This window comes from Photobacterium kishitanii, from assembly GCF_000613045.3.
Classification (GTDB): Bacteria; Pseudomonadota; Gammaproteobacteria; order Enterobacterales; family Vibrionaceae; genus Photobacterium; species Photobacterium kishitanii.
Genome location: NZ_LN794352.1, coordinates 166685 through 182861 on the forward strand (window position 1 = coordinate 166685; position 16177 = coordinate 182861).

General features: G+C 40.1%; 18 protein-coding genes. 12 read left to right on the top strand and 6 right to left on the bottom strand.

The features are described 5' to 3' along the window. Positions 1–53: 53 nt before the first annotated feature. From PPBDW_RS00930 to PPBDW_RS00940, 3 genes are all read right to left on the bottom strand, one after another. Positions 54–530 carry a Dps family protein gene (locus tag PPBDW_RS00930; protein ID WP_036789240.1) on the bottom strand — a complete coding sequence of 159 codons (477 nt, stop codon included), beginning with the start codon at positions 528–530 and terminating at the stop codon, positions 54–56. A 127-nt stretch (positions 531–657) separates the two neighbouring features. Then, entirely contained in the window at positions 658–1545 is an 888-nt protein-coding gene (locus PPBDW_RS00935) for a patatin-like phospholipase family protein (protein WP_036789242.1), read from the bottom strand. A gap of 121 nt (positions 1546–1666) precedes the next feature. Further along, positions 1667–2512, bottom strand: coding sequence for a LysR family transcriptional regulator (locus PPBDW_RS00940; protein ID WP_036789244.1), 846 nt, complete (start codon positions 2510–2512; stop codon positions 1667–1669). A 206-nt stretch (positions 2513–2718) separates the two neighbouring features. On the opposite strand from PPBDW_RS00940, the gene PPBDW_RS00945 reads away from it, so the two are divergent. Together PPBDW_RS00945 and PPBDW_RS00950 are read left to right on the top strand one after the other, a co-directional pair. Next, positions 2719–3441: an SDR family oxidoreductase gene (locus PPBDW_RS00945; RefSeq protein WP_036789245.1), complete on the top strand. Its 723-nt coding sequence runs from the start codon at positions 2719–2721 to the stop codon at positions 3439–3441. Positions 3442–3592: 151 nt separating this feature from the next. Further along, complete coding sequence (locus tag PPBDW_RS00950; protein WP_036789247.1) at positions 3593–4597, top strand: acyltransferase; 1005 nt, start codon at positions 3593–3595, stop codon at positions 4595–4597. Positions 4598–4648: 51 nt separating this feature from the next. Here PPBDW_RS00950 and PPBDW_RS00955 read toward each other — a convergent pair whose 3' ends face one another. Then, complete coding sequence (locus PPBDW_RS00955) at positions 4649–4981, bottom strand: DUF2500 domain-containing protein (protein WP_036789249.1); 333 nt, start codon at positions 4979–4981, stop codon at positions 4649–4651. A gap of 188 nt (positions 4982–5169) precedes the next feature. Between PPBDW_RS00955 and PPBDW_RS00960 the strand changes: the two genes are divergently transcribed. Both PPBDW_RS00960 and PPBDW_RS00965 read left to right on the top strand, forming a co-directional pair. After that, positions 5170–5532 (top strand): DUF4145 domain-containing protein, encoded by a 363-nt coding sequence (locus PPBDW_RS00960; protein WP_230850442.1) that lies wholly within the window; start codon positions 5170–5172, stop codon positions 5530–5532. Between the two features lie 844 nt (positions 5533–6376). Next, positions 6377–6694, top strand: a complete 318-nt coding sequence (locus PPBDW_RS00965) for a putative signal transducing protein (protein WP_181316360.1) — start codon at positions 6377–6379, stop codon at positions 6692–6694. Between the two features lie 59 nt (positions 6695–6753). Here the strand turns inward: PPBDW_RS00965 and PPBDW_RS00970 are convergent, their stop codons facing one another. Together PPBDW_RS00970 and rsmD are read right to left on the bottom strand one after the other, a co-directional pair. Beyond that, complete coding sequence (locus PPBDW_RS00970) at positions 6754–7020, bottom strand: DUF1145 domain-containing protein (RefSeq protein ID WP_036789251.1); 267 nt, start codon at positions 7018–7020, stop codon at positions 6754–6756. Next, positions 7017–7622, bottom strand: coding sequence for a 16S rRNA (guanine(966)-N(2))-methyltransferase RsmD (rsmD, locus tag PPBDW_RS00975; RefSeq protein ID WP_036789253.1), 606 nt, complete (start codon positions 7620–7622; stop codon positions 7017–7019). Before rsmD ends, PPBDW_RS00970 begins: the two co-directional genes overlap by 4 nt. 84 nt (positions 7623–7706) lie before the next feature. Here rsmD and ftsY point away from each other — a divergent pair, with 84 nt between their 5' ends. The 8 genes from ftsY to PPBDW_RS01015 all read left to right on the top strand — a co-directional run bounded on the left by ftsY (position 7707) and on the right by PPBDW_RS01015 (position 16169). Further along, positions 7707–9113: a signal recognition particle-docking protein FtsY gene (gene ftsY, locus PPBDW_RS00980; protein WP_036789255.1), complete on the top strand. Its 1407-nt coding sequence runs from the start codon at positions 7707–7709 to the stop codon at positions 9111–9113. A gap of 4 nt (positions 9114–9117) precedes the next feature. After that, entirely contained in the window at positions 9118–9786 is a 669-nt protein-coding gene (gene ftsE / locus PPBDW_RS00985; protein WP_036789257.1) for a cell division ATP-binding protein FtsE, read from the top strand. Further along, positions 9776–10708 (top strand): permease-like cell division protein FtsX, encoded by a 933-nt coding sequence (ftsX, locus tag PPBDW_RS00990; protein ID WP_036789259.1) that lies wholly within the window; start codon positions 9776–9778, stop codon positions 10706–10708. Before ftsE ends, ftsX begins: the two co-directional genes overlap by 11 nt. Positions 10709–10886: 178 nt before the next feature. Further along, a complete protein-coding gene (gene rpoH, locus PPBDW_RS00995) occupies positions 10887–11747 on the top strand; it encodes an RNA polymerase sigma factor RpoH (RefSeq protein ID WP_036789664.1) in 861 nt (286 codons plus the stop codon). 545 nt (positions 11748–12292) lie between these two features. Next, positions 12293–12613: a thiosulfate sulfurtransferase GlpE gene (gene glpE / locus PPBDW_RS01000; RefSeq protein WP_036789261.1), complete on the top strand. Its 321-nt coding sequence runs from the start codon at positions 12293–12295 to the stop codon at positions 12611–12613. A gap of 110 nt (positions 12614–12723) precedes the next feature. After that, complete coding sequence (gene glpG / locus PPBDW_RS01005; RefSeq protein ID WP_036789263.1) at positions 12724–13563, top strand: rhomboid family intramembrane serine protease GlpG; 840 nt, start codon at positions 12724–12726, stop codon at positions 13561–13563. A 354-nt stretch (positions 13564–13917) separates the two neighbouring features. Further along, entirely contained in the window at positions 13918–15288 is a 1371-nt protein-coding gene (gene glpT / locus PPBDW_RS01010; protein ID WP_036789265.1) for a glycerol-3-phosphate transporter, read from the top strand. 119 nt (positions 15289–15407) lie between these two features. Further along, positions 15408–16169, top strand: a complete 762-nt coding sequence (locus PPBDW_RS01015) for a DeoR/GlpR family transcriptional regulator (protein WP_036789267.1) — start codon at positions 15408–15410, stop codon at positions 16167–16169. Positions 16170–16177: the final 8 nt, after the last annotated feature.

The window sequence follows — 16177 nt, forward strand, 5'->3', positions numbered from 1 at the left end:
GTATATTATTAATGTTAATGAGCGACTAATTCATTAACATGTTGTATTAATTATTATTGTAAGTAAGCGTTAAGCATCCACAATAACTTTTCTTGTTCGCGAATATAATCGCCCATCAATGCTGCTGTACCTTCGTCATTCGCATCGCCTGCGGTAATCAGAATACGACGTTGTTGACCGAGCAAAATACTAAAACCACTTACTAAGCCCTGTACGCCTTGTAGGCCATCACTGATATTTTGTTGTTCTTTGATTTCGCTAGTCGCCAAATAGCGGCTAAAACTATGATCTGGGGTATAACCTAACGTTAGAATACGTTCAGCTAACTCATCAATTTTTACTTGAAGATCAGTATAGATTTCTTCAAATTTTAAATGTAACTCAAAAAATTGTTGGCCTTTGATATTCCAATGGTAACCACGTGTATTCATATAAAATACTTGGTAGTTAGCCAGAAGTTGATTGAGGTCAGCAGCCAGCGCTTGGGCTTTATCACTGTCAAGACCGATTAAATTGGTTTGGTGAGCCATGGTACATTCCTCATAAATTGGTTAAAAACGAACATGTATTTCGTTTTGATGAAGCTAGTATAGGTATCTTTATTTAATAGGTATAACTGTTGCTAACTATTGTAACGATAGTTTTAAACTATTAACTTTAAGCAACCAATGATGTTGAACCACAGTGCTCGCCTTCGCAGGGAATAATGCCGCAAACACGATGACCAGCTTGCTTACCTTGCAAATAACCTTGCTCTAATTTATTAAGGTTGCGCGTTAAACGACCCACATGAAAGTCTTGATTCGGTGCAATAACGGTCATAGTGCAATCTGCTGGCGGATTATTAATAAAATCAAGCGCTGCATTATAGCGGCTCGGACGTGTCATGACTGCTTCTGCAAAAGCTGGGTGGGCATGAAACATCGATTTGATTAACCACGGTAGTTTAGTCTCGTGTTTATGAAATCCTAATGGTTTCGATAAAATGACGGTAATATTGCGAGCACCACGGCGATAAGCTTCAATTACTGGAATGGAATCACCGATACCACCATCACTCATAGCAACCCCATTAAGAGTTGGATTATGACGATAAGCAACAGGTAAAGCACAAGTCGCTTCCATTAACGGCATAATATTATTACGGGTCACTTTGATATATTCAGCTTGCCCCGTTTCTAAATTCGTTGTGGTGGCGTAAAGCGGAATCTGACGCTGTTCGTATTTGAATAAGTTCAGCGGTAAATAACGCGAAGTTGTACGCCATAGCCAATCAATATCAGTTAAGTGGCCACCATGCGTAAAACGAGAAAAATTGATGAATTGTGGATCGCGTGAGTATTGGGTAATGATTTTATGACTACGGCCATAATTACCACATAAATAACCAATTAAGTTGGTTGCACCAGCAGAAACCCCTATCGCGAAGTCAAAGGGTAGATAGTTGTTTTCAAGAAATGCATCCAGCACACCACTGGCAAAAATGCCGCGCATTGCGCCACCTTCGACAACCAAAGCCTGGGGAGTGTGTTGAGCTGTATTCATTATCTAACCTATCTATTTAACTGACTTTAACCTAGAACACAGCATAAATAGATTAGCAGTAATAAAAAAATTGATTTTTCTTATTACTGTAATAGGTAAAACTTAACCGTTTATTATTAATTTAAGTCTCGTTACTAACACCTAGGCTCAATACTTTAATACAAGCGCCTAAAGCTGGATTAAGAGTTTTAGTGGCGGGATAGCATAATCCTAAGCGACGGAACATGCGTGGACCTTCAAGGGGTACGGTGACTAATTGCGTCGCTGTTTCTAATACACCTGTCGGTAGAAAAGATATCCCTAATCCCGCTTGAACTAAATGCATTACTTGAGTTTTGTGCTCAGCTTTAGCAACTAAATTAACCGATAAACCATCACACGCCAGTAAACCAATCGTTTGTTGGTGGGCTTCACAAGGGGGACACTCAATAAAATCGTGTTGATGTAATTGTTGGGGGGAGACACTGGTTAAGCTTGCTAGGGGGTGATTGGGTAGCATACATAACACATAATCTTCCTCCCATAATGGCAAGAATATTTCATCTTCTGCTTTGAACATGTCAAGCGTGATACGGGCATCAGCGGAGCGATCGTGATCAACTAATTCCAATAAAATATTGGGGATCTGTTGTTGTAATTGCGCGAAAATCAAAGCTAACTGGCTTTGGCTCAGGTCAGTGAAATTAGCCAATGTTAGTGGCAACCTTTCTGTTCGTTGCTGAAATAATTGGGGTAAGGTATTGACGTCATTCAGTAATCGAATTGCTAATGGATACAAGTAATGTGCTTCGTCAGTAAGATTAACGCCTTTTTTATGGCGAATAAAAAGTTGGGTGGCTAATTCTTGTTCTAATTGTTTGATACCACTAGATATTGAAGGTTGTGAGACACAGCAGCGCTCGGCGGCTAAGGTAATATTTTTTTCTTCATAAACAGCAATAAAAAACCGTAATAGACGTAAATCCATCAATTAATACTCAGTTGAAAAAGACCCTATTAGCCTATCATATTGTTGAAATTTATGAAGGTGGTGAGCTATCCATAGTTTTTTTTGATGATAAACCAAGGAAATTGATATTTTTCAGTATCGATAATTAGCTCTATAGTTATTGCCATCAACAGCACCTTTGCTGGCTGCATCGAGAATGCGGTTTATTCTAGAGGAACAAAATTATGTCAAAATCTTTAGTCGTGATTACCGGTGCAAGTTCAGGTATTGGTGAAGCAACTGCGCGTAAACTATCAGCAGAAGGTTATCCATTATTGCTATTAGCACGTCGTGTTGAGCAAATGGAAGCCCTCAACTTGCCAAATACGCTATGCCGTAAAGTTGATGTAACTGATGCACAGGCAATTGCTGCAGCGGTAGCAGAAGCGGAGCAAAAATTTGGTCCAGTCGATTGCTTGATTAATAACGCCGGTATGATGCTACTTGGTCTTGCTGATGAACAAGATCCAGCAGAATGGCAAACCATGTTCAATGTGAACGTGATGGGAATGCTCAATGGGGTTCATGTTGTACTTGCGGGCATGAAAGCGCGTAAGAGTGGTACTGTGATTAATATCAGTTCAATTGCTGGTCGTAAAACGTTCCCGAATCATGCCGCTTACTGTGGTACTAAATTTGCGGTACATGCTATTACTGAAAATATTCGTGAAGAAGTCGCTGATGATAATGTGCGTTTTATTACTATTGCACCAGGTGCGGTGGAAACTGAATTATTAACTCATACCAGTAGCGATGCAATTAAAGCGGGCTATGAAGAGTGGAAAGATGGCATGGGTGGCGTTATTGCGCCACAAGATATTGCTAATGCGATTAGCTATGCCTATAACCAACCTCAAAATTTATGTGTTCGTGAGATAGTATTGGCTGCAACTCGCCAACAACCATAAATAGTTAAATGACCGTAAAGTGAGTGTCATATAACGGTGAATTATCGGCTAATTCATTGAAGTGTTAGATACTTGCTATGCAACGGCTGCTATATTCAAAGCAGAGCCTTAAATGATTATGGCTCTGCTTTTGCTTATTAAGGAGACGTTGGTGAGAGAAAAAATATGGTTTGTTGATTTACTGCGGGTGGTTGCCGCCATCGCGGTAGTAGTGATCCATGTCTTAGGCCCTTATCGTGACCAAATTGGTCAATTGCCTGATTGGCAGTGGATTAGTGCTATTACGATCAATAGCTTGAGTCGTTGGGCGGTTCCCGTCTTTATTATGATCAGTGGTGCTCTAATGCTCAGTGATCAGCGTCCTTTTGAACCCGTCTATTATATTAAGCGCCGCCTCGGCAAAGTATTAGTGCCATTTTTAGTATGGTCGGTGTTTTATGCATTGTTTTCAGGTTTAACTGTCAGCGGTTTTGATAGCGCTGTTAGTTGGTCAGTACTGAAAAAAATGCCTGTTCATGAAACCTATTATCACCTTGGATTTTTCTATTACTTTATTCCTCTTTATCTTATTGTTCCGGTTATTCAATGGTGGGTCAAAAAAGCGGAACCAGGGCAAGTTAAAGGGGTCATTATGGTATGGCTGCTGATCACTGGTTTATATCTGTTTTATATTGATGGTTTATGGAGTGATACTTACTTACTTTATAGCGGTTATTTATTATTAGGTTATTGCCTTTATCAGTATCGTTGGCCAAGTTTAGTGGTGCTATTGCCATTAGCGGTGATCGCGGTAATCGTGACTGATTATAATGTGATCAGTAATAGCTTCGCTGCCGGTGAATATAAGATGGCGCGTTGGATGTCGTATAAAACCTTAAATACGGTATTGGTTGCAGCGACTATTTTTATGTTCTGTCGAATGGTGAGTGATAAATTAAGCTTACCAACTCGAAATAAATTGGCATGGTTGAGTAAATACAGTCTTGGGGTGTATTTGATTCATCCGATCTTTTTGTGGCCATTACGAGAATATGATCTCTATTTTGCTAATCCGTTAATTGCGATTCCAGTATGGACATTTATTGCAGCGAGCTTAGCGTTAGTCACTAGTTGGTTATTGGGTCGTAATCGTTATACTGCTTGGTTAGTGCCATAACGGAATAACTATCTGTTTGCTCACGTATGGGTGAGCAAACAGAGACTTAATTTATTGGCGTTGTAGCGCAAAATGAACAAATTGCTGACCACGGTAGGTCATAGTGCCAATATCACCAGGGTTTAAAGCGTGGTAATAATGAATACCAATCATGAACTCACGCTTTGGGCCTCCCGCTAATGGTTGGACATAAAACCAATACTCTTCGTCTTCCTCTCCTGGTTGTGCACCAATAATACGGTTACTTTGTTTATCGAGAATTTGTACTTCAACTTTTTTCTCTGGTGCGTCAAGACCTAAAGTGTGGCGGCGGTAGTTATAAATAAAATAAGATAATGCTAATAGTAATAGCAGGCACAGTACGACCATAATCCATGTCGGCATCTCCAAACTCCTTGGTAGTTAGTAAGCTATATTAGATAAATACCGCGCTATTATTCACAGCAAATTTATACATCCCTAGCTATGGATAATAAAATCGTGATCTAAATACAATTATTTTACTAAAACACTATGTTGGATTGGTAGCTTAGGTAAGGTAACCATAATTGAATACGAGGGAGGTGATGATAATGGATATTGAGCAAGTTATTGATAAATCTCGACGACTAGAAGATTTACTGCGTCAACATTATCATGCTAAAGGTACTGACTTAACCCAATTAGTTCATAGTTGTGATAATCGCTTTCCTGACGATATGGTTAATAAGCTTAATCAAATTGCAACCATGCGCCAGCAATTAATGGCTGATGACATTCCACTATCGGCATCGAGTGACTATCAGCGTTTTATCGATTTATGTTCAGAGTGTGAGCAGAAGCTAATGCCACGTAGTAGCCGTTTAGTATGGGGAGTGGCAGTGGTACTTCTTGGTGGGATTACTTTAGCAGCATTGGGGTTTTATTTTTATCATTGGCAACATATTAAATTATGACAATGAAGCATATTAATAACCCAGATAAAAAAATGGCGCCATTAGGCGCTATTTTTTTGTTTCTTGAATAAGTCTTAGTAAATAATTGGCAGTGTCATTAAACCAACAACAACAGCAATCATTACAAGACCTTGTTTTTGTGAGTGCGTAAGCATATTTTTCGATCCTTGATGGTGAGTGCATTTTCTCTTGACAATAAAGATAACATGCTTTTAGTGGTGTTTACAAGTTTGATTGCTATATATCTGCTATAAAAACATTTTTAGGTGGCAATAAGAGCTGTTTATCACTATTAAAACAACGTTTTTTGTGTTGTAAATTTAATGTTATCAAATTATTTGTGGTTTATTTTTTATTTAACTAATTGTTTTTGTTTGTTTATTATTTTATTGTCATGATTGTTTTGATATTTGTTTTTATAAGTTGATAAAAAACACTAATATTTAATGGTGGAGTTGTTTGGTGGTTATATTCTACTGTTTATGTCGGTGGTGATAATGTCTTACGTCTATAAAATAGTTAAAGTGGTGGCTTTTCATTATGTTAAGTATTTTTCGTGACATTTTTTATCACTTAAAACTGAGTTGGTGCCATTAGTGCTTGCTAGTGTTTTTTTAATTGTTTTTTTATTTTAATTGATTGTTTTAATTGTTTTTTATTTTTAGTTGTGGCGGTTTTTTATCGGTTATTTTCGTGTTGCGGCGGTCTGTTATGTTTGCTATTGGTGGCTTTTCTCATACAGTGAGACTTAACTGCCTACAAAGTGGGTTTAAGATTAGAGACAGATGCTTGAGTGACGGTTGCTATCTTTAATTAATGATAATTCACGTGATGGGGAAGGTGGATGACAGAGTTGCAATGGCAAAGCGTGTATCGTGCCAGTAATAGTTTAGAAGCTCATAGTCTCAAGGGGTTATTAGAGAATATGGGGATATCGGTACGCTTAACAGGAGAGGCATTAGCTGCTGCTGCTGGTGAATTACCAATGAGTGTGGTGGAAGTGCAGTTATGGGTAACTGAGCTCCAGCGACAACAAGCGTTGGTGATTATTGATGGTTATTTACGTAACGATTATCGTGATTGGTATTGCAGTCATTGTGGTGAGCTTAATCAGGGACAATTTGAGTTATGCTGGCAGTGTCAGCAGGATAGAGACGAGTAGCGTGTGTTCGTAATAAGTTGAAAAAGCGAGCATCAATGATGTTGCCCGCTTGGTTGGTGTTACATCATGTGCTTGCGACGAATATCAAGCAGCGCGAAGATACCAAAAATTAAAATTGACCAATGCTCCCAACGCGACATATTGATTTTATCACCAAAAGCGCCAACGAAAATGAGCATCTGTAAGCCGTGCATCATGAACAAAAATGCGGTCATGATATAAAGCGCTATTGCAGAAACTCCTGGGAAAGGGTGGACGATATTAATGAACAATATTAGCCATACTAGGGCTATCGCTATTTTGGCAGTAATGATCAGTGCTTTCATGGTTCCTCTCTGGCAAATAAACGGTAGCACACTTGGCCAGCGCTTTTTTCGCGATGTAAATGCCAGTGGCTAGGGATTGCCAACTGACCTAATTCCTTTTCTGCTTCAATATAAATCATTGCATGTGGTGTTAACCAGCCATTATTTTCTAACGCTGTGATAACATCTTGAATAAGATCTTTGCGAAATGGAGGATCGATAAAAACAATATCGTGTGGCGTACCTGTTTGTGACAAAAAGCGTAAACTATCGCTGTTGATCACAGTGGCATTGGTTGCTTTTACTGTGTTGAGGTTTAATTCTAGTTGTGCGGCTGCTTTTTTATCAAGTTCAAGCATTGTGACACTTTCTGCACCACGTGAAAGTGCCTCAAAACTTAAGCCGCCACTACCAGTAAAGAGGTCAAGGCATTTAGATTGATAAATGTCTTGCGCTAACCAGTTGAAAAGTGTTTCTTTGACACGGTCAGTGGTTGGGCGGAGTCCTTCGACATCATGAACGGGTAATTTGCGTCCACGCCATTGTCCGCTGATGATTCTAACGAACCCACCAGGACGATTATTTTGTGTTTTGCGAGTTGTTTGCTGTCTTCGCTGCGTCATAGATTTTTTTGACCGTTAAGAAAATGATAGTATACACCTGTTTTTAGGCCGTAAATTGTACCAATCAAGCGCTAGGATTTGCCAATGGCAGAAAAAAAGAAACGCGGATTATTTTCATGGCTAGGATTTAGCTCTGAAGATAACGACGCATCAAAGGAACAAGCTACTGATCAATCAGTAGTTGATGGCTCGGTTGATAGCCCAAAATCAACACATTCCTCTGACGATGAGGGGCTGAAAGCCAGTCATAATCATGACTCTGAGCTAGAAACACCCATCGAACCAGAATTAATAGCTAAAACTAATGATCGCCAATTGGCTGCAACGTTGCAAGAGAATGATCATCAAAAACAGACTATCGTAACCGACAGTGTGGTTGATGAACAAAATGTAGCAGTAGACAATAGCCAACAACCGTTAGTTGATAAGCTTAGTGATGAAAGTGAGTTATCACTAACATCTAGTGCTGATACTGAGGTTGAGGCGGCTGTCAGTGGTACAATAGCTACTGATGATGACATCAATACCCCAGTGGTAACTGCAGCTGTTGAACAGGAAAAACCAAAATCAGAAGGCTTTTTTAGCCGTTTAATGCGTGGTTTAAAACGCACTAAAACCAACTTTGGCGCTGGTTTCTTCGGTTTGTTTCGTGGCAAGCAAATTGATGATGAATTATTTGAAGAGTTGGAAGAACAACTTTTGATAGCCGATGTGGGGATGGATACCACATTGAAAATCATTAATAACCTTACCGATAAAGCATCACGTCGAGATTTAAATGATGGTGAAGCTCTCTATGGTTTATTAAAAGAAGAACTGGGTGAGATGCTGGCTAAAGTTGAACAGCCATTAGTGGTTGATATGACTAAAAAGCCTTATGTTATTTTAATGGTAGGCGTTAATGGTGTTGGTAAAACGACCACCATTGGTAAATTAGCTAAGCAATTTCAAGCTGAAGGTAAATCAGTGATGCTGGCTGCGGGTGATACCTTCCGTGCCGCAGCTGTTGAACAATTACAAGTATGGGGTGAGCGTAATAATGTCCCAGTGATTGCTCAACATACAGGTGCTGATAGCGCATCAGTCATTTTTGATGCGATTGAATCAGCTAAAGCCAAAAATGTTGATGTTGTTATTGCTGATACCGCAGGGCGTTTGCAAAACAAAGGTAACTTAATGGAAGAGTTGCGTAAAATCGTGCGGGTGATGCAGAAGGTAGATATTGAAGCGCCGCATGAAATTATGTTAACAGTGGATGCCGGTACGGGCCAAAATGCCATTAGTCAGGCAAAACTATTTAGTGAAGTGGCACCAGTATCGGGGATCACCATTACTAAATTAGATGGTACCGCGAAAGGTGGTGTTATTTTTGCAATTGCTGATCAATTCAATATTCCAATTCGTTATATTGGTGTTGGTGAAGGCATTGATGATTTACGACCGTTTGCGGCCGATGAGTTTATAGAAGCATTATTTAGCAACGAGGAATAATAAAGTGATTCGATTTCAGCAGGTAAGTAAAGCTTATCGGGGTGGTAGGCAAGCCCTACAAAAAGTAGATTTTCACTTGAAACCAGCGGATATGGCTTTTCTAACAGGTCACTCTGGGGCCGGTAAAAGCACACTGCTGAAATTAATTTGTGCCCTTGAACGTCCAAGTGACGGCAAGATTTGGTTCAATGGTCACGATATTACTCGTTTACCAAATAAGCAAATTCCATTCTTGCGCCGCAATATTGGTATTATTTTTCAAGATCATAAGCTTCTAATGGATCGCAGTGTTTTCGATAATATTGCATTGCCATTGCGGGTTGAACAGATGACTGAACATGATATCAAACGCCGTGTGAGCGCATCTTTGGATAAAGTTGGATTATTGGATAAGGCAAAATGTTTGCCTATCCAATTATCTGGCGGTGAACAACAGCGTGTCGGCATTGCCCGCGCAATTGTGAATAAACCGATGTTACTGTTGGCTGATGAACCGACCGGTAATCTTGATGCTGAGTTATCACAGCAAGTATTACGGTTGTTTGAAGAGTTTAATCGGGTTGGGGTCGCGGTATTAATGGCAACTCATGATACTTCATTACTTGCTAGTCGTAATTATCGTCGTTTAGATCTACATAAAGGCAATTTAAGGGAGCTGGCACATGGCGCGTAAATCTATTGGTTTTTTCGCAATTCATCGCCAGCAAGCAAGTTTTGCACTAAAAGACATGTTTCGTCGCCCATTAGGTAATTTTTTAACCTTAGCTGTATTGGCTGTTGCGTTAACTTTGCCATGTACCTTTTATTTAATGGCCAAAAATATTACCGCAGTGGCTGATGCATGGCAGAACCCGAGCCAAATTACGTTGTATTTGAAGCATGATGTTAGTAATGATGATGGTCAGGCATTAGCAGATAAAATTAAAAATTGGTCACAAGTTAATAGTGTCCAATATATTACAGCAGCTCAAGGTTTAGAGCAGCTTCGTCAAAACGGTGGCTTTGAAAAAGCACTGAGTTTGTTTGATGAACAAAATAATCCTTTGCCAGCAGTGGTCATTGTTGAGCCGAATAGTGATTGGCAAACGACGGCGAAAGCCAATGAATTAGCTCAAAAATTGGGTCAGCAAGATCAGGTTGCTGAAGTGCGCTTAGACAGTGATTGGTTACAACGTTTAGCGGCTATTCAGCAATTAGCGATAGCATTGGCGTTATTGATGTCAGGCTTAATGCTGTTTGCGGTGTTCTTAATTGTCGGTAACACCTTACGTTTACAAGTGTTAAGTCATAAAGATGAAATTCAGGTCATGAAGATGGTCGGAGCGACGAACAGTTACATTCTTCGACCTTATCTTTATGTCGGAGTGTGGTATGGCTTGATTGCAGCGTTAATTGCATGGGGCTTAACCCAAGGTGTAACACTGTTGTTGGGCGATGCTGTTGCGAAATTGTCGGATCTTTATGGTAGTCACTTTAGAATGCTAGGTTTAAGTTGGGATGAAAGTCTGATCATGGTGATGATTGCAACGTTTCTTGGCTTGATGGCTGCCCGTCTTGCTGCTGGGCGTCACTTGCGTGAGATTAACCCAGTATAACTATCATTGTTAATAGTTTTAAAACAGTACGATAAGAAAAAGTGATGCCTATAACCATATATATTTGCGCTTCGGCTTGCATTTGAACTATGTTTACAGGCATCATTGTCGGTTCACACAACGCTAGCATATGCTCAATAACCGTTGTGATCGCACAAAAATTACACGAGGTTTTCGAATGTCAAATGAGATGTCGAAATTAGTTCTAGTTTCGGCGGATAGTCTTGAAAGTTATATTCAGACTGTAAACCGTTATCCAATGCTAACGCCTGAGCGTGAGAAAGAGCTTGCTGAAGCGTTGCACTATGATGATGATATTAATGCAGCTAAAGCATTAGTGATGTCTCACTTGCGATTTGTGGTGCATATTGCTCGTGGTTACTCTGGCTATGGCTTACCGATTGCTGATTTAATTCAAGAAGGTAATATCGGCTTGATGAAGGCGGTCAAACGCTTTAATCCTGAGGTTGGCGTGCGATTAGTGTCTTTTGCTGTCCATTGGATCAAAGCAGAGATCCATGAGTATGTTTTACGCAACTGGCGAATAGTGAAAGTGGCAACCACCAAAGCTCAACGGAAATTATTTTTTAATTTGCGTAAATCAAAGAAGCGTTTAGGTTGGTTTAATAACGATGAAGTTAACATGGTCGCTGAACAGTTAGGGGTTGAACCTGCTGAAGTACGCGAGATGGAATCACGTTTAGCTGCCCAAGATCCCACTTTTGAAATGCAAAATGATGATGATGAACGTGATTCAACGCCAATGGCTCCCGCTTATTTCCTTGAAGATAAAGGCTCAGATGTTGCCTTGAGTTATGAAGAAAGTAATTGGGAAAGTCATGCCAATAATCGCTTATCACAAGCATTAGCGAGTCTTGATGAGCGTAGCCAACATATTGTCCGTTCGCGTTGGTTAGATGATCAGAAATCAACCTTGCAAGATTTAGCCGATAATTATGGTGTATCAGCTGAGCGTATTCGTCAGTTAGAAAAAAATGCCATGAAAAAGCTTAAAGATGCCGTGGGTGATTTTTATTGATTCACCGCTCGACATTAACGATCTAGAAACCGACCTCAGTGTCGGTTTTTTTATGGTCGCTGATCAGCTAAATCAACAGTGGATAACCATTAATGTCGGTTAACTGCTTATCTCGCTGATTTTATGTGTGATAAGTCACATTTGTGAATAGTTGTGTGTGTTTCTCGTTAACTTATCCACAGCTTATAGTGGGATCCAATCTACATGTAGTGGATCTTTTTATTGGCAACCACATTATCAACGCAATCCACAGGTTTTTCCACAACTGGTTACTTTGTATTCACTGTGAAACTGTTATCAACGACAAGCCCTTGTCGGTATTGAAGAGTTACTGTTGCTGGTGGTCTCTATATTGTGGATAAAGCCTTATTTTTTGGTGGGAGATAGCAGCGTTAAGCTGAGGTACAATGATCACTAATACGTTATTTAGGCGAAGTCAGTGTCAGGATCATGTGATGGCGATCCGAAGCGATTATTGATCCCGATTATTACTGGCGTATAGTTTTTTGCCCAGGTCTTTATTGGTGTAATTAGAAGGAAATATTATGGAACAGTTTCAACATCTTTCAGTACTAGATGCTCAGCAGTTATTACAGCAACCTGATACGGTATTAGTGGATATTCGCGATCCTCAATCTTATCGTCTTGCCCATGCTGAAACTGCATTTCACTTGACTAATGACACCATGGTGACATTTATGGATGAGGTGGATTTTGAGCAACCAGTATTAGTCATGTGTTATCACGGCGTGAGTAGTCAAGGAGCCGCTCAGTACTTGGTTAATCAAGGTTATGAGCAAGTGTATAGTATTGATGGTGGTTTTGAGGCTTGGCGTCGTGAAGCATTACCTATGGTACAAGCTTAGTTAAGTTTGCCATTGATAAAATGAGTAATAATAGGGCGCGTTACACACTGCGAATGTAACCACCTTTGGTCTTTAGTACTTATAATATCCAATCCATTAGAGTGATAACTATGCATCGCTTAGCTGAATTTTATAACCCTCGTCATGCTCAGGCATTTATTGATTATATGGCTTCACGAGGTATTGAACTGACTTTAGCACCGGAGCCTGAAGGTAAGTTTGCGTTATGGCTGCAAGATAGCCAGTATCTTATTGAAGCCGAAGCTGAATTGAATGCATTTATTGCTGACCCCAATAATAGCAAATACCAAGAAGCATCATGGCGAGTCGCTGAAAGTCGTACCGCAAAATTTGATTATTCGAGTCCGAGTTTAGTGTCGATGGTCAAAGCTCAAGCTGGGCCGTTTACATTAGTGGTGATGGTCGCATCGTTAGTGATTTATGGGTTGTGGCTGCTAGGGTTTGAATCACTGCTATTTGATTGGTTCCATTTCCCGTTTATGAATGGCGATCAATGGCAGTTATGGCGCTATTTTAGTCATGCGTTACTTCATTTCTCTGCCTTACATGTAATTTTTAACTGCCTATGGTGGTGGTTATTAGGCGGACAAATTGAACGTCATAGTGGTTCTGCCAAATTAGTGCAGCTATTTCTTATTTCGTCCTTGATTTCAGGTTTTGGCCAATTTTGGCTCGACGGGCCTAATTTTGGCGGCTTATCTGGGGTGGTTTATGCATTACTTGGTTATATTTGGTGGATGGGCTGGCTTGCCCCCCAACGTGGATTAGTGATTGCGCGCTCTTATGTAATCTTTATGCTGGTGTGGTTGATCATTGGTTTTGCTGAACCTGCTGGCCTTTCAATTGCGAATATGGCCCACCTATTTGGTTTATTAACGGGTTGTGGTATCGCGTTAGTTGATGCCAAATTACTGACCCCGAAACATTAATCTCCCCGCTGTTTATTGGTGAACTACCGTAATGATGTTTAGCTTGACGGCATTATTACGGTAGTGAACACGCTATTGATATTAACTAAATCTGTTGATTAGTTGATAGTGAGTCCATAGTTGATATAAATCCTGCTAATTTTCATATCTATTCATATTTATCTGTCTGTCTTTGACTGTTTTCACATTTTTAATTAATCATTCGCGCAATAATTCGCATCGTTTTGAGCGACTTCGAAAACAATATGGTTATTTATTGAGTGGAATATTAACAATCATCATTAATAAGATGCTATCAACGTATTGTTATACGGTAATGGCACTACAGTAACGAGATAACAGAAAGGAACATCTATGTTTGGTTTATTTACCCCAGTAGCGCATAAACAGCGCTTACCAGATGGAAGTATCGATCCGGTTTATAAGCGGTTGCGGTGGCAATTGTTTGTCGGTATTTTTTTTGGTTATGCTGGCTACTATCTAGTTAGAAAAAACTTTTCCTTAGCGATGCCCTATTTGATTGAAGAGTATGGTTATAGTCGAGGGGAGTTAGGGGTTGCACTAGCTGCAGTATCAATTGCTTATGGCTTATCTAAATTTTTAATGGGGAATGTATCGGATCGATCTAATCCTCGCTTCTTTTTAGCCTCTGGATTGATACTTTCATCAATAGTCATGTTGTGCTTTGGTTTTATGCCATGGGCGACAGGCAGCATTACCGCGATGTTTGTGCTGTTATTTTTAAACGGTTGGTTTCAAGGCATGGGGTGGCCTGCTTGTGGGCGCACCATGGTGCATTGGTGGTCGCATAAAGAACGGGGTGGCTTGGTTTCAGTATGGAATGTTGCGCATAACGTTGGCGGTGGTTTAATTGGGCCATTGTTCTTATTTGGTTTGTGGGCGTTTAATGATGATTGGCGTTCGGCATTTTATGTGCCCGCTTTTTTTGCGTTATTAGTTGCAGGTTTTACTCTATTGGTAATGCGTGATACGCCACAATCTTGTGGTTTACCACCGATTGAAGAATACAAAGATGATTATCCTGAAAGCTATGATAAGTCTTTTGAAACCGAAATGACCGCCAAAGAAATTTTCTTTAAGTACATTTTTAATAATAAATTATTGTGGTTTATTGCGATTGCGAATGCGTTTGTTTATTTGATTCGTTATGGCGTATTAGACTGGGCACCGGTGTATTTAGGGGAAGCGAAAGGGTTTACGGTTGATAAATCATCGTGGGCATATTTCCTTTATGAGTGGGCGGGTATTCCAGGTACGTTATTATGTGGTTGGATATCCGATAAGTTGTTTAAAGGTCGTCGTGCTCCTGCTGGTATTTTGTTTATGGCATTAGTGACGGTCGCGGTATTAGTGTATTGGCTTAACCCTCCTGGTAATCCGAGTATCGATATGATGGCGCTGGTGGCGATTGGTTTTCTAATTTATGGCCCAGTGATGTTAATTGGTTTATATGCGTTAGAGTTAGCGCCTAAAAAAGCGGCTGGTACAGCGGCAGGCTTAACCGGTCTTTTTGGCTATTTAGGTGGGGCAGTGGCTGCCAACGCATTGTTAGGCTACACCGTTGATCACTTTGGTTGGGATGGTGGTTTTATTGTTTTAACTGGTTCTTGTGTATTAGCTATTTTCTTTTTTATTATCACTATGGTTGGTGAAAAGAAGGCCTATCGACAGCAGCAACTTGAGATACAACAACAAAATGGTTGATTAAGTTTGGCTTCTTAGTAGCGCTGTGAGTAATATAAAAAGGCTTCGCATTGGCGAAGCCTTGTTTTTATTACCTTTCATTGCTGAATATGGCAGGTATAGATAGGAGCTTTCCAGCCGTGAAGCAAAGTAAACGTCATCAAGAAATTATTGATTTAGTTATGAGCCAGGGATACGTCAGTACTGACGATCTTGTGGCGCGGTTTAACGTTAGCCCACAAACTATTCGTCGAGATCTGAATGAGCTGGCGGATGAAAATAAAATTCGTCGTCATCATGGTGGTGCAACGATTCCTTCCAGTTCGGTTAATACCGCTTATACCACTCGCCAAGTATTACAATTAGAGCAAAAAGATCGTATAGCCCAAGCATTGGTGAGCCATATTCCCGATGGTGCAACATTATTTATTGATATCGGTACCACTCCAGAAGCGGTTGCGCGCGCATTAATGAATCATAACGATTTACGCATTGTGACTAATAACCTCAATGTTGCGAGCTTGCTAATGGCTAAAGAAGACTTTCGAGTTATTTTAGCCGGTGGTGAGGTACGTAATCGTGATGGTGGTATTGTCGGTGAAGCCACTCTCGATTTTGTGTCACAGTTTCGATTAGATTTTGGTATTTTAGGGATCAGTGGTATTGATCTTGATGGTTCATTACTTGATTTTGACTATCATGAAGTTCGAGTTAAACAGGCGATTATTGAAAATAGTCGCTGTGTAATGTTGGGGGTGGATCATACTAAATTTGGCCGTAATGCGATGGTGAATTTAGGCGATATTAGTCAAGTTGATATGCTGTTTACTGATCAGTTGCCGCCCTCAAGCTTGATGAAGCGGTTGCAAGAAAACGAGATTCATTTTGAGGTGGTGGTGTAAGCCATTAT

Coding starts and splice junctions, on each gene's coding strand:
- PPBDW_RS00930 (WP_036789240.1), bottom strand. CDS start 530: ATGGCTCACCAAACCAATTTAATCGGTCTTGACAGTGATAAAGCCCAA.
- PPBDW_RS00935 (WP_036789242.1), bottom strand. CDS start 1,545: ATGAATACAGCTCAACACACTCCCCAGGCTTTGGTTGTCGAAGGTGGC.
- PPBDW_RS00940 (WP_036789244.1), bottom strand. CDS start 2,512: ATGGATTTACGTCTATTACGGTTTTTTATTGCTGTTTATGAAGAAAAA.
- PPBDW_RS00945 (WP_036789245.1), top strand. CDS start 2,719: ATGTCAAAATCTTTAGTCGTGATTACCGGTGCAAGTTCAGGTATTGGT.
- PPBDW_RS00955 (WP_036789249.1), bottom strand. CDS start 4,981: ATGCCGACATGGATTATGGTCGTACTGTGCCTGCTATTACTATTAGCA.
- PPBDW_RS00960 (WP_230850442.1), top strand. CDS start 5,170: ATGGATATTGAGCAAGTTATTGATAAATCTCGACGACTAGAAGATTTA.
- PPBDW_RS00965 (WP_181316360.1), top strand. CDS start 6,377: ATGACAGAGTTGCAATGGCAAAGCGTGTATCGTGCCAGTAATAGTTTA.
- PPBDW_RS00970 (WP_036789251.1), bottom strand. CDS start 7,020: ATGAAAGCACTGATCATTACTGCCAAAATAGCGATAGCCCTAGTATGG.
- rsmD (WP_036789253.1), bottom strand. CDS start 7,622: ATGACGCAGCGAAGACAGCAAACAACTCGCAAAACACAAAATAATCGT.
- ftsY (WP_036789255.1), top strand. CDS start 7,707: ATGGCAGAAAAAAAGAAACGCGGATTATTTTCATGGCTAGGATTTAGC.
- ftsX (WP_036789259.1), top strand. CDS start 9,776: ATGGCGCGTAAATCTATTGGTTTTTTCGCAATTCATCGCCAGCAAGCA.
- rpoH (WP_036789664.1), top strand. CDS start 10,887: ATGTCAAATGAGATGTCGAAATTAGTTCTAGTTTCGGCGGATAGTCTT.
- glpE (WP_036789261.1), top strand. CDS start 12,293: ATGGAACAGTTTCAACATCTTTCAGTACTAGATGCTCAGCAGTTATTA.
- glpG (WP_036789263.1), top strand. CDS start 12,724: ATGCATCGCTTAGCTGAATTTTATAACCCTCGTCATGCTCAGGCATTT.
- glpT (WP_036789265.1), top strand. CDS start 13,918: ATGTTTGGTTTATTTACCCCAGTAGCGCATAAACAGCGCTTACCAGAT.